The sequence below is a fragment of the Tritonibacter multivorans genome (genome assembly GCF_001458415.1).
In the GTDB taxonomy this organism is placed as follows: Bacteria; Pseudomonadota; Alphaproteobacteria; order Rhodobacterales; family Rhodobacteraceae; genus Epibacterium; species Epibacterium multivorans.
In genome coordinates this window covers 199,352-212,112 of the sequence record NZ_CYSD01000042.1, presented here as the reverse complement: position 1 = coordinate 212,112, position 12,761 = coordinate 199,352, and the positions used below count along the sequence as shown (strand labels likewise).

Below are 12,761 nucleotides of genomic sequence, written 5' to 3'. Positions count from 1 at the left end.
AATCAGCTTGTCTCTTCATCACCAACGGCGCGGTTCTCGACGATTTCGTCGATCAGGCCAAATTCCTTGGCCTCTTCCGGGGACATGAAGTTGTCGCGTTCCAGCGCGTTGACGATTTCCTCGTACTCGCGACCGGTGTGTTTGACATAGATCTCGTTGAGGCGCTTTTTCAGTTTCAGCGTCTCTTCGGCGTGGATCATAATGTCGGTGGCCTGACCCTGGAAACCACCAGAGGGCTGGTGCACCATCACGCGGGAATTCGGCAAGCTAAAGCGCATACCCGGATCGCCAGCCGTCAGCAGCAGCGACCCCATGGAGGCCGCCTGACCGATCACCAGGGTCGACACCTTCGGCTTGATATACTGCATGGTGTCATAGATCGACAGACCAGAGGTCACAACGCCGCCGGGGCTGTTGATGTACATGGAAATCTCTTTGGAGGGGTTTTCCGCCTCGAGGTGCAGAAGCTGCGCCACGATCAGAGAGCTCATGCCGTCGTGAACCGGCCCATTGAGGAAGATAATACGTTCCTTCAGCAGGCGGGAAAAAATGTCATAGGCGCGTTCACCGCGGCTGGTTTGCTCAACCACCATGGGAACGAGGGTGTTCATATAAGTTTCTCTGGGATCAATCATTGGACCTGCCTGCTTCGAACTTTCTGCCAAGCACCATACCCGACAGAATATTACCTGAGTCTTAGTGCTGCGGATTTGGGCCTGCAAGAGGTGCAGGACGTTTTCACACCTGCCGCGACTTTGAAACGACGCGCTTTTCCGTCTGGCAGGCCTTTGCCACACGTGTTCTCCCAGCCTTGCCCATAAAATGGTTAATTTTTCGTAAGGGGTGAAAAACTTCCGTCACTCCGCGCGAAAACTGCCGGAAAACATACCGCGCGGTAACGCCAATCGCGGCAGCCCTCCCATGTCACAAGATGTCACAGGGCGCGTCAAAATCAGCGCGACCTAGCCCGTTTTGGACGAAATGCAAGGCCGCCATGTCGCCAATCGCCCCCGCTTTGTCGAAAAGCGTCATCATTCCAAGGACACGGCACGCTAGCAAGAGAAGCGCGTCATACGGCCCCACGCACGGGGCGCTCGACAGGAAAGGAGGTCGCCGATGCAAGAAGATCCGTTCGTACCCAAGGCGGGCTCCGCGTCTCTGGCCCTTGAATTCGACGGCCCGGCACTGGATTTTTATTTCCTGCTGCTGCCCAAAGCGACAATGCTGCCGGTGGCCGCCGCAATCGAGCCCCTGCGCATCGCCAATCAGGTGACAAACCGTTGCCTGTTTCGATGGTATATCATGACCGAAGACGGCCAACCGATCACCTGCTCGAATGGGATGAAAGTTACCCCGGACCTGCCGCTGTCGACGCTGCCCAATGAATCGCTGGGATTTGTCTGCGCCGGGGTCGAACCACATGAGGCAGCCTCCGAGGCCACGCTGAACTGGCTGCGCCGCGAAACCCGCTATGGCCGCCGGATCGGTGGCATCTGCACCGGTGCCTTCGCGCTGGCCCAGGCGGGGTTGTTGCGCGACAAGCCGTTTACACTGCACTGGGAAAACCAGCCGGGGTTTATTGAAACCTTCCCCGACCTGATCCCCTCGCCCAATTCGTTTGAGATCAACGACAAACTGATGACCTGTGGCGGTGGCAATGCGGCCACGGATCTGATGCTGAATCTGATCGAATCCCGCCACGGCAAACAGCTGGCGATCATTGTTGCCGATATGTGCCTGCATGCCCGCTCCGGATCGGTCGCCAAGCCGCAGAAGTCCAATTACGCAGTGGCCATCGGCAGCCGCAACCAACGCCTGCTGACGGCCCTGCAGCTGATGCAGGAAACCATCGAAGAACCGCTGTCGATTTCTGAACTCTGCGAACGGCTGGAAATCTCGCGCCGTCAGCTGGAGCGGCTCTTTGCCCGGCATCTGGATCAAAGCCCGATGCATGTCTACTCCGACATGCGCCTGACCCACGCCTTTGGCCTGATGAACGAAACCTCGCTGTCGGTGGCGGAAATCGCCGTCGCGTCGGGGTTCAACAATGCCACGCATTTCTCGCGCCAGTTCAAACGCAAGTTCGGTGCCAGCCCGCATTTCTTCCGCAAAGGCTGGGCGTAACCCACGGGACGCGCGTTTTTGTAACATTTCCCTCGGCGCAGTCGCGCGCATGTGAGGGGGGATCAGCATCTAAGCCGGTGTAATCTTTATCGGATCGCGCTAGGACTGAGGGGTATTACGCTTTTCAGGATGCCGCCCGATGACCCATTCCCCGTCGCCCTCCCCTCTGCGTGCCGCTGATGTTCTGGCGCGCCGCCTCTTCAAAGCAGGCTGTCGCCATGCCTTTGGCATGCCCGGCGGCGAGGTGCTGACGCTGGTTGATGCGCTCGAAACAGCAGGCATCAAAGTACATCTGGCCAAGCACGAAAACTGCGCGGGCTTCATTGGCGAAGGGGTGCATCACGCCGATGGCGCACCGGTGCTCCTGCTTGCAACGCTTGGCCCCGGCGCGCTGAACGGGATCAATGTGGTGGCCAATGCGCATCAGGACCGGGTGCCCATGGTCGTGCTCACCGGCTGCGTCGATGCCGCCGAGGCCGCAACCTACACCCATCAGGTGCTGAACCAGCAGGCGGTGTTTGCGCCCATCACCAAGGCGAGCTTGCGTCTTGATGCAGACGCGGCAGAGGTCATCGCGGATAAGGTTGTCACCATCGCCACCGAAGGGCGCAATGGTCCGGTCCATCTCGATGTGCCCATCACGGTCGCAAGTGCACCTGCAAGAGAACGCAACATTGCCCGTGCGCCTGCGGGCAAAACCGCGCCAAGCGGCGAAACCTTGACGCAGGCGCGTGACTGGCTGGCGACGGCTGAAAAGCCGCTCGCTGTGGTGGGGCTCGACTTGCTCTACCAGGACGCCAGCGCCCCCTTGCGCGCGTTTCTGGAAACCCATCAGATCCCTTTTGTCACCACTTACAAGGCCAAAGGCGTGCTGCCGGAAGACAATCCGCTGTGTCTCGGTGGCGCGGGGCTGTCCCCTTTGGCGGACAAGCACCTCCTGCCTTTGGTCGAAGCCGCGGATCTGATCCTTGCCATTGGCTATGATCCCATTGAGATGCGCCCCGGCTGGCGCGATGCCTGGGACCCGGCCCGCCAGAAGGTGATTGACCTGACAGCAGAGCCAAACCACCACTACATGCATCAGGCCGGTCTGAACCTGATCGCCTCGATCCCTGAAACCCTCACCGCCCTGTCCAAAGACACGCCACCGCGCGACACGTGGCTTGGCAAAGAACCGGCTGCCGTGAAATCCGCCCTCGCCACCGCCTTCCCGCAGGACGACGCCTGGGGCCCCGCCGGGGTTATTGCCGAATGTATGGCCACACTGCCCCAAGACACCCTGCTGACCGCAGACAGCGGCGCGCACCGCATCCTGCTCAGCCAGATGTGGACCTGCACAGAACCACGCCAGCTGATCCAGTCTTCTGGCCTCTGCACCATGGGCTGCGCCTTGCCCATGGCAATCGGTCGTAAGCTTGCCCAGCCGGACCGCACCGTGGTCAGCTTCTCAGGGGATGCCGGTTTCCTGATGGCCGCAGGCGAGCTTGCCACCGCATCCGAGGAAGGGCTTGCGCCGATCTTTGTGGTCTTTGTCGACGCCTCGCTTGCGCTGATCGAGCTGAAACAACGCCAGCGCCAGCTGTCCAATGCGGCTGTGGATTTTGCCCGCCACGACTTTGCCGCGATAGGGCGTGCCTTTGGGGGCAACGGCCACAGCGTTACAAACCGCGCGGAATTGCGCGCCGCCCTGACCGAAGCCATGGCCGCCGACAGCTTCACCGTCATCGCCTGCGAAATCGACCGCGGAGGCTACGATGGACGTCTCTAACCTGCTGCCCCATGGCGCGCTGAACGGCGTCAAGGTGCTGGATCTGTCGCGCATTCTAGCGGGTCCCACCTGCACGCAGCTGCTGGGCGATCTGGGCGCGGATGTGATCAAGGTGGAAAACCCCAAATCGGGCGGGGACGACACCCGCCAATGGGGCAAGACCATCGCGGAAGACACGGATCTGACGCCCTATTTCATGTGCGCCAACCGCAACAAACGTTCGCTTGCGCTGGACATTTCCAGCCCCGAAGGCCAGCAGATCATCCGCCGCCTTGCAGGTGAAGCCGACATTCTGATCGAAAACTTCAAACCCGGTGGGCTGGCCAAATACGGGCTGGACTATGACAGCCTGAAAGACGCCTTCCCGCGTCTGGTGTACTGCTCTATCTCCGGCTACGGCCAGACCGGCCCGAACCGGGAAAAGCCGGGCTATGACCTGATGGCCCAAGGCTACGGCGGGATCATGTCGCTGACAGGCGACCCGGACGGCCAGCCGATGAAAGTCGGCGTTGGCATCGCCGATGTCATGTGCGGCATGTATGCCTGCATCGGTATCCTTTCAGCGTTGCGCCACCGCGAGGCCAGCGGCGAAGGCCAGCAGATCGATGTGGCCCTTGTGGACAGCCAGATCGCCTGGCTGATCAATGAAGGCGCAAGCTATCTGGCCACGGATCAGGTGCCGATCCGCCGTGGCAATGGCCATCCGTCGATCATGCCTTATCAGACCTATGCCACGGCTGACGGCCATGTGATCCTTGCGGTGGGCAATGACAGTCAATGCGCGCGGATGTTGGACTTTCTGGGGCTGAGTGGCCTGATGAAGGATCCCCGCTTTGCCACCAACCCCGCCCGGCTGGAACACCGCGACGCGATGAATACCATCCTTAAACCCGCCATCGCAGCCCACACAACCGACGCCATGATCGCCGCGATGGAGGCCCGCAAAGTGCCCGCCGGTCCCGTAAACACACTCGATCAGGTCTTCAACACGGATCAGGTGGCGGCGCGGGACATGGTCGTGGAAATGCAGGCTGCGCCGGGAGCTGTGCGCCTGTTGGGCAACCCGCTGAAATTCTCTCGCACCCCGGTCACTTACCGCCGCCCGCCGCCGGAATGCGGGGCCGACAGCGCCGAGATTCTGTCTGGGGACCGGGCATTTGAGGCCACAGGAGACACCCCAAACGGGTGCAAAACGGGTGATTGAAACAAATCAGTCCCGGATTGTTACAAATTTCCAGCCGACTGCTGAAAATCCACGCCTCTGCCCCCGCGGCAGAGGCGTGTTTTTATGCGATTTCAGCGACATTCCGCCCGTTCTACCGCAAAAAATCAAACCGTCGGCGTAAGAACGCACACGGCACTTCACCAAAACGCGAGGCAGGATCGCCCGACCTGTAACACTCGGCTAGCTTTATGGGTGACAAAGACTTTTTAAGCTTAGCCAGCGGATGGACCCAAGCATGACAGATGACCTTTTCGGACAGGACAGCAGCCTCACCCAGCGTAAATCGCTCGAGAACTGGAACGCCGTCCAGCTTGGAGTTTTGGCCCATGGCGCGGACACCGCAACCCATCTGGGCGCGGTGCTGGAGGCCGAGCCCGAATTTGCACTGGCGCACGCGATCAAAGGCCTGTCTCTGCTGATGCTGGGGCGCCGCGAACTGCTGCCGATGGCACAAGAGGCGCTTGCGACCGCCAAAACCTGTTACGAAGGCGCGCTGCCGCGCGAACGCAAATATATTGATGCGCTGGAGGCTTGGATGGCCGGCCGCCCGTCCGAGGCCATCTCGCGTATGGAAGAGGTGCTGACCACCTGCCCCACCGACGCGCTGGCGATGAAACTGTCCCACGGCATCCGCTTTATCCTTGGCGACAGCACTGGCATGCGGGCCTCGCTTGAACGGGTGATGCCTGCCTATGACACCGACCATGCCGCGCATGGGTATCTTCTGGGCTGCTACGCCTTTGCGCTGGAGGAAACCGGCGATTATGACCGCGCCGAGGTCACTGGCCGTCAGGCGCTTTGGACTGCTCCGGATGATGCTTGGGGCCTGCATGCGGTCGCCCACGTCCACGACATGACGGGCAATGCCAAGTCGGGTCTGGAATGGCTGACGGGGCGCGAGGCCGCATGGGCTCATTGCAACAACTTCCGCTATCACGTCTGGTGGCACAAGGCGCTGATGCATCTGGACCTGGGTCAGGTCGACGAGGTGATGGCGCTGTATGATGCGGAAGTCCGCAAGGACAAAACCGACGACTACCGCGACATCTCGAACGCAACCTCGCTGCTGATGCGTCTGGAGCTGGACGGTCACGCTGTCGGCAACCGTTGGGATGAACTCTCTGAGCTCTGTGCCAACCGCACCGAAGATGGCAGCCTGATCTTTGCCGATCTGCACTATCTTCTGGCTCTTGCCGGCCGGGATCGCGACACCGAAGCCAAGCGTATGGTCGCGCGGATCCATGCCGACGGTCAGCGGTCTTCCACCGAAGCTGAGCAAAGAATGGCCACCCCCGGCGCGCTTGCTGCTTCTGGCCTTGAGGCCTTTGGCGAAGGCGATTATGGCCTAGCTTTCAAGAGCTTGTCGCAAGTGCGCGAGTCGATGCAACTGGCCGGCGGCAGCCATGCCCAGCGGGATGTTTTTGAGCGAATGACCATTGATGCGGGCCTACGCGCCGGCCAGTGGGGCGCGGTCGAAGCCATCCTGGATGATCGACGCGCGCTGCGTGGCGGCGCTGAAGACAATTACGCGGCGGCCCGCCGCGCATTGATTGCAACGGGCCGAGACTCCGGGAGCGCCACCAGCGTTCCTGCTGAATAAGGAATTTTGAAACACAATGGCTGAAATTGCGCCATTCCCCGGTCCCAAGGCGGCTGATACGCCTGCGGCCAATGCACAGGCTGCGCCGCAGAAACCCGCTGCGTCGCGCCCGCGTGACCCACGGCTGGATTTCTATCGCGGCATTGCGATGTTCATCATTCTGATTGCCCATGTGCCGGGCAATGCCTGGACGTCTTGGATCCCTGCGCGGTTCGGGTTTTCTGACGCGACCGAGATCTTTGTGTTCTGCTCTGGCATGGCGTCGGCCATTGCCTTTGGCGGGTCTTATGCGCGCGGCGGCTGGCTGATGGGCACGGCCCGTGTGCTGTTCCGCTGCTGGCAGGTGTTCTGGGCCCATATCGGTCTGTTTTTCTTTGTCGCCATGTGTATGGCCGCGCTGGATCTGAGCGGGGCATTTGACAAGTCCTATATCGGGTCGCTGAACCTGAAACCTTTCTTCAACAACACGTCCGAGCAATTGCTGGGTCTGTTCACCCTGACCTATGTGCCCAATTACTTTGACATTCTGCCGATGTATCTGGTGGTGCTGGGGCTGATGCCCTTTGTCATGGCGTTGGAGAAACTCCATGTCGGCGCCATCGCCGCCTTCTGTGTCGCGGTATGGCTGGTGGCAAACCCCTATATGCTGGGCCTTGGCCCCAATGGGCTGAGCCTGCCGGCAGAGCCGTGGTCCGCACGCGAATGGTTCTTCAACCCCTTTGGCTGGCAGCTGCTGTTCTTCACCGGTTTTGCCTTCATGAAGGGCTGGCTGCCAAAGCCTCCGGTGCATTGGGCGCTGGCGGCTCTGGCCGTGGCCTTCCTTGTCCTGGGTGCGCCTTTCGGGTCGTGGAAGGTCTTCCTCTGGGTTGAGGCGGCCAATGCTGATCTAGGCGCGATGATCCGCAAGACCTATCCGCTGACCTCCGAGTGGCGCGAGAAAACGGACTTTGGCCTGCTGCGCTATGTCCACTTTCTGTCACTGGCCTATCTGGCGTGGATTGTGGCCGGTGAAAATGGCCAGAACCTGATCGCGCGTGGTCAGGGCGTGGCAGCCAAGATCTGGGCAGGCCTGCTGGCGGTTATCACCAAGGTCGGCCAGCAAAGCCTCGCGGTTTTTGTGTTTTCCATGGCGCTTGCCCGCATGATTGGCGTCGCGCTGGATGAAATGGGACGCACCGCAGTGACCGTCCCCTTCGCAAATCTCACGGGCTTTGCCCTCATTATCGCCTGTGCCTATGGCGCAGCCTGGTTCAAGTCCAATCCCTGGAGACGCAAAGCATGAGCGCCCTCACCCGACGTTCCTTCCTTCTGAGCGCCTCGGCCCTGTCGCTGACCGCTGCCCATCCCGCATTGGCCGTGGGCGAAACCACGCCCTTTACCCGCGATGACGTGGTCGCCCGCGCCCGTGCGCTGGCGGAACGCCCCTACCGCGCGCGCCATCAGGTGCCGCAGGACTGGCGGGATATGTCCTATGACGAATACCAGTCCTTCCGCTTCATGTTGCCGCGCGCGCTCTGGGCCGACACCAACCGCAGCTACAATGTCGACTTCTTCCTACCCGGTCTTTATTTCCCGCGACCTGTAAAAATCCACGCGGTTGAAGACGGCGTCGACCGGCTGGTGCCTTTTGACATCTCCAAGTTCAAAACGCACGAGATCTCGCCCGAGCTGTCCGATGACGCGAGCCTCGGCTATTCGGGCCTCCGTCTGCGCACCGATCTGAAGGGCAATGGCAAAAAGACCGAGTTCTGCGTGTTCCAGGGCGCAAGCTATTTCCGCGCGATTGCCACGGGGCAGGCCTATGGTCTGTCGGCCCGTGGTCTGGCGCTGAAAACCGCCGACCCCGAAGGCGAAGAATTCCCGGATTTCATCAGCTTCTGGCTGGAAGCCCCCGGCCCGGATCAGGAAAACATGGTCGTCCACGCATTGATGGACAGCCCCAGCGTGACCGGCGCCTACCGCTTCGACATCACGCCCGGCATGCCCTGCACAATGGAGGTCGAAGCGACATTGTTCCCGCGCGAGGATCTGACCCACGCAGGCCTTGCGCCGCTGACATCAATGTTCCTGTTTGACGCCACCAACCGCAATCGCTTTGACGACTTCCGCCCCGCTGTCCACGACAGTGAAGGGCTGCAGGTGAAAAACGGCAATGACGAGGTCCTGTGGCGGCCGCTGGCGAACCCGACCCATTTGCAGGTGTCATCCTTTGTCGATGAAAACCCGGCGGGCTTTGGTCTGGTGCAACGCGCCAGCGAGCTGCGCGATTTTAATGACATGGAAGCGTTTTATCACCGCCGTCCGTCGCTCTGGGTGGAGCCCAAAGGCCATTGGGGCAAGGGCGCTGTGACGCTGGTGGAAATCCCGGCTGACAAAGAAATCTACGACAATATTGTCGCCTACTGGCGTCCTGCCACGCCGTATCCGGCGGGCGAACAGGTGGATCTGGCTTATCGCCTCACCTGGGGTCCGGGGCCGGATCTTGGCCTTTCCAAAGTGGTGGAAACCACCAGCGGCGCGCGGATCTTTGGCGGCGAGGGTCGCATTGTCACGGTGGAATATGCCGCCCACCCGCTGCTGGAGGGGGATCCCGAAGATTACGCCATCCATATCTCTTCGCCCCACGCGGAGGTCAGCGAAGGTGTCCTGCAGCGCAACCCGGAAACCGGTGGTCTGCGGCTGGCATTCTATTTTGATCCGGGCGAGAAAACCCATGTGGAGCTGCGCGCCCAGCTGCGCCGCGACGGCGCGGCGGCCTCTGAAGTGTGGCTTTATAGGTGGACTGTCTGATGTTGCCTGACCCGCGCCCCCTATTGCCCCCTGACGCACCGCTGGCCATGCCAGAGCAGGATTTCGCCCGCGATTTCCATGACGCAGATGCCCCGGCACGGATCAGCGATTGCGGCCAATCTCGGCAGGCCGGCTTGTGGCGTGTCCTGACGTTTTCACCCGCAATGCTGGCGACGCTGGCGCTGGCCTTGGTGATCTCGGGCTGGTTTGCCCAAGGGGGCACCACGGTGCTCGAAGGGGTTCTGCTGGCGCTGATCGCGTTCAACTTCTTCTGGATCACCTTCACGGTGTCGACTGTGCTGCTGGGGCTGTTTGGCCTGTCCCGCCGGGACTGGACACCGGAACGTGGCCCCCGCACACCAATGCGCGTGGCGCTTTTGGTACCGACCTACAACGAGCTGCCGTCTTTTGTGCTGGGCAATGCGCGCTCCATGCTGGAAGAACTGCGCGCGCGCAGTGGCGGCCACACGTTCGAGATGTTCATTCTGTCGGATACCCGCGATGAGTCCATCGCGCAGCAGGAACGCATCGCGGTTGAGGCGCTGCGCGCTGACATGTGCCCGGACATCGCCTTGTATTACCGGCGTCGCGACGACAATACCGCACGCAAAGTCGGCAATATCAGCGACTGGGTGCGCCGCTGGGGGGGCAATTACGAGGCCATGCTGGTGCTGGATGCCGACAGTCTGATGACCGGTCGTGCGATCCGCCGTCTTACGAATGCGCTGGCCCGTGACCCGTCGGCCGGGCTTATCCAAAGCTTCCCGCAACTCATTGGTGCGCAATCTGTTTTTGGCCGCATGCAGCAGTTTGCCAATGGCGTCTACGGCCTTGCGCTGGCCGAAGGGCTTGCCCGTTGGGCAGGGCATGAAGGCAATTACTGGGGCCACAATGCGATCATCCGCACCAAGGCCTTTGCCGCCTGTGCAGGCCTGCCCGAGGTGCGCAATCTGCGCGGCAAGCCGCAGCTGATCATGAGCCACGATTTTGTCGAGGCGGGTCTTCTGCGCCGGGCCGGATGGCGCGTGCGCTTCCTGCCCCGCATTCGCGGATCCTACGAGGAAACCCCCGCAACTCTGATCGACCATGTGCAGCGCGACCGGCGCTGGTGTCAGGGCAATCTGCAGCACCTGCAGCTGCTCGGTGCGCGCGGCTTTCACGCTATGTCGCGGTTCCATCTGGCCCATGGGGCGATCGGCTATCTGATGGCGCCCCTGTGGTTTGCCCTGCTGGTGATCTGGGCGCTGATTGGCCGCTCCGAGGAGGCCTCGGTCATCACCTATTTTTCCGAAGCCAACCCCACCCGTCCGTCATGGCCAGACATGAGCGAGCCGCGCCACGTGGCGGTGGTGCTGCTGATTTACGCGATGCTGCTGGCGCCCAAGCTGCTGTCTGTGGTTGCCCTGCCCCTGACGGGGCGCAAGATGGCCGAATTCGGCGGGCTTGGCCGGTTCCTTCTGTCGATGACAACCGAGATCCTTCTGGCGATCCTGTATGCACCGATCCTGATGGTGCAGCAGATGATCGCCGTGTTCCGCACCGTCCTTGGTCTGCAAAAAGGCTGGGCCCCGCAGATGCGCGATGGCGGCGCTTATAGCTGGGGCACGCTGGCGAAATTCCACGGTCTGGAAACGGTGGTCGGCGTGGCGCTGGCGATTGGTGTGGGTCTGGGGCTGGTGTCGCTCTGGCTGGCGCCAATTGCCTTGTCGCTGGTGCTTGCCGTGCCGCTGTCGGCCCTCTCTGGTCTGCGTTTACGGCTGATGGGCACCGCCGAAGATCTGAATGCGCCGCAAATCTCCCGCGCCGCGCAGCATTATCGCGGCTGGGTCGCGCAAGTGCTGAGCGGGGCAGGACCAGCCCACCCCGCTGAATAAAACTCAGCCCTCTGGGCGGCCCGGATCAGCCTGGTACCAATCGAGCATTCGGTCCGCCCAGCCTCGGGGCACCTGATGGCCGCCGGGGAACAGCTCGAAGGTGATCTCTGCGCCCGCGCCACAGTCCCAGCTGCGGATCATCAGATCCCCGTCTTGCTGCATCATAGTCGGCGCATGGGTGTCACATCCATTGGCCTCGCGCCACAGTTCGAGCCCGGCCCAGATATCGCCCTGCTCCCAGCGCCCTCCGCCAAGGATGCGCCCCTCCAAGGGCACAACACCGTCGTTCCAACCGTGCGCATGATACATGCGAATGGGACCATCGCAGGTTTGCGGTTGCGGTCGCCAGAACCCACCGGCAATGGGCGCATAGGCGGCAAATGCATCCGCATCCGCACATGCGCCATAGTTGACCATAAAGGCACCGGCAGAAAATCCTGCAAGAACAACGTTTTGTTCTTCAGTATTGAAGCGCCCTGCGGCATCACGCACCACATCGCGCAGGAACGCCATGTCGTCCCGTTCGCCAAAATCTGAAATGAACGCCCAGGACCGGTTGCCATTTGGACGCGGCAGCGCATAAGGCGCGACCATCGCATAGCCGCGCGCGGTCACGGCCTCGACCACACCGCGCATGCGCATCACATTTGCGCCTGACCCACCATAGCCATGCAGAAACACAACCACGGGCGCCCCATCGCTGTTCTTTGGCAGGGCGATTTCGTAGATGCCACTGTCGATGGTACAGGTTTCCCCGGTGCCGCACGCGGTTGCGCCAGTGGCAAAACCAGTGGCAAACATGGACGCAAAACCTGCAATAGCACCGGCAATCTTAATCTTCATTTAACTATCCTTGCCAATTGGTTACGGGAAGTTTTGAATTCAACCATCCAGGACCGGCGGCAGAGCCGAACATCCCTTCAGGCACGTCAATAATTTGGGTGAACCCAGCCTCGGTCAAACGCAGAGACAAGCGTGCAGAGCGCACGCCACCCGCACAGATCAACGCCACGGGCGCATCCGCGACGCCCCCTGTCAGCCGCAACAGTTCAGTGGTGAAATCCGGACGACGCATATCCAGCGGCACCGCGCCCTGCGGCAGTCCTGTGCGGCGCCATTCTGCGGGCGTGCGAATGTCCACCAACAGCACCTGACCACTGGCGGCCTGATCAAAGGCCTCTGCGACAGTCAGCCGCGTATTGTCATGCGGCGGGGTGTATCGCTGCGAGATCCACCAGCCGCCCGCAGCCCCCGCGGCAAGAACGCCGCCGCCAGCAAAAAGGGTTCTGCGTGTCAGTCCGGACGTATTGGAATGGGTCATTTACCGCTCCGACGGGAAAAGAAGAGATGGGTCTTCCTTAACACTGGCCGCAGTCTGTG

General features: G+C 61.3%; 10 protein-coding genes. 7 read left to right on the top strand and 3 right to left on the bottom strand.

All coding sequences use genetic code 11. The annotated features are described in order from the left end of the window. Positions 1 to 2 precede the first annotated feature (2 nt). Positions 3 to 635 (bottom strand): ATP-dependent Clp protease proteolytic subunit, encoded by a 633-nt coding sequence (locus TRM7557_RS16760; protein ID WP_058291366.1) that lies wholly within the window; start codon positions 633 to 635, stop codon positions 3 to 5. Between the two features lie 481 nt (positions 636 to 1,116). On the opposite strand from TRM7557_RS16760, the gene TRM7557_RS16755 reads away from it, so the two are divergent. From TRM7557_RS16755 to mdoH, 7 genes are all read left to right on the top strand, one after another. After that, positions 1,117 to 2,124 (top strand): GlxA family transcriptional regulator, encoded by a 1,008-nt coding sequence (locus tag TRM7557_RS16755; protein WP_058291365.1) that lies wholly within the window; start codon positions 1,117 to 1,119, stop codon positions 2,122 to 2,124. A 139-nt stretch (positions 2,125 to 2,263) separates the two neighbouring features. Continuing rightward, positions 2,264 to 3,892: a thiamine pyrophosphate-binding protein gene (locus TRM7557_RS16750; RefSeq protein ID WP_058291364.1), complete on the top strand. Its 1,629-nt coding sequence runs from the start codon at positions 2,264 to 2,266 to the stop codon at positions 3,890 to 3,892. Further along, on the top strand, positions 3,879 to 5,096 hold the full coding sequence (locus TRM7557_RS16745) for a CaiB/BaiF CoA transferase family protein (protein ID WP_058291363.1): 1,218 nt from the start codon (positions 3,879 to 3,881) through the stop codon (positions 5,094 to 5,096). Before TRM7557_RS16750 ends, TRM7557_RS16745 begins: the two co-directional genes overlap by 14 nt. 256 nt (positions 5,097 to 5,352) lie before the next feature. Further along, a complete protein-coding gene (locus tag TRM7557_RS16740; RefSeq protein ID WP_058291625.1) occupies positions 5,353 to 6,717 on the top strand; it encodes a tetratricopeptide repeat protein in 1,365 nt (454 codons plus the stop codon). Positions 6,718 to 6,733: 16 nt separating this feature from the next. Beyond that, positions 6,734 to 7,999: an OpgC family protein gene (locus TRM7557_RS16735; protein WP_058291362.1), complete on the top strand. Its 1,266-nt coding sequence runs from the start codon at positions 6,734 to 6,736 to the stop codon at positions 7,997 to 7,999. After that, entirely contained in the window at positions 7,996 to 9,507 is a 1,512-nt protein-coding gene (locus TRM7557_RS16730; RefSeq protein ID WP_058291361.1) for an OpgD/OpgG family glucan biosynthesis protein, read from the top strand. Before TRM7557_RS16735 ends, TRM7557_RS16730 begins: the two co-directional genes overlap by 4 nt. Next, a complete protein-coding gene (mdoH, locus tag TRM7557_RS16725) occupies positions 9,507 to 11,381 on the top strand; it encodes a glucans biosynthesis glucosyltransferase MdoH (protein ID WP_058291360.1) in 1,875 nt (624 codons plus the stop codon). Before TRM7557_RS16730 ends, mdoH begins: the two co-directional genes overlap by 1 nt. A 3-nt stretch (positions 11,382 to 11,384) precedes the next feature. On the opposite strand, the gene TRM7557_RS16720 is transcribed toward mdoH, so the two are convergent. Further along, positions 11,385 to 12,224: a CE1 family esterase gene (locus TRM7557_RS16720; RefSeq protein WP_058291359.1), complete on the bottom strand. Its 840-nt coding sequence runs from the start codon at positions 12,222 to 12,224 to the stop codon at positions 11,385 to 11,387. 4 nt (positions 12,225 to 12,228) lie between these two features. Further along, positions 12,229 to 12,702: a rhodanese-like domain-containing protein gene (locus TRM7557_RS16715; protein WP_058291358.1), complete on the bottom strand. Its 474-nt coding sequence runs from the start codon at positions 12,700 to 12,702 to the stop codon at positions 12,229 to 12,231. Positions 12,703 to 12,761 lie beyond the last annotated feature (59 nt).

Bases quoted from the DNA above. Each gene is read 5' to 3' on its own strand.
- TRM7557_RS16760 (WP_058291366.1), bottom strand. From the start codon at position 635: ATGATTGATCCCAGAGAAACTTATATGAACACCCTCGTTCCCATGGTG.
- TRM7557_RS16755 (WP_058291365.1), top strand. From the start codon at position 1,117: ATGCAAGAAGATCCGTTCGTACCCAAGGCGGGCTCCGCGTCTCTGGCC.
- TRM7557_RS16750 (WP_058291364.1), top strand. From the start codon at position 2,264: ATGACCCATTCCCCGTCGCCCTCCCCTCTGCGTGCCGCTGATGTTCTG.
- TRM7557_RS16745 (WP_058291363.1), top strand. From the start codon at position 3,879: ATGGACGTCTCTAACCTGCTGCCCCATGGCGCGCTGAACGGCGTCAAG.
- TRM7557_RS16740 (WP_058291625.1), top strand. From the start codon at position 5,353: ATGACAGATGACCTTTTCGGACAGGACAGCAGCCTCACCCAGCGTAAA.
- TRM7557_RS16735 (WP_058291362.1), top strand. From the start codon at position 6,734: ATGGCTGAAATTGCGCCATTCCCCGGTCCCAAGGCGGCTGATACGCCT.
- TRM7557_RS16730 (WP_058291361.1), top strand. From the start codon at position 7,996: ATGAGCGCCCTCACCCGACGTTCCTTCCTTCTGAGCGCCTCGGCCCTG.
- mdoH (WP_058291360.1), top strand. From the start codon at position 9,507: ATGTTGCCTGACCCGCGCCCCCTATTGCCCCCTGACGCACCGCTGGCC.
- TRM7557_RS16720 (WP_058291359.1), bottom strand. From the start codon at position 12,224: ATGAAGATTAAGATTGCCGGTGCTATTGCAGGTTTTGCGTCCATGTTT.
- TRM7557_RS16715 (WP_058291358.1), bottom strand. From the start codon at position 12,702: ATGACCCATTCCAATACGTCCGGACTGACACGCAGAACCCTTTTTGCT.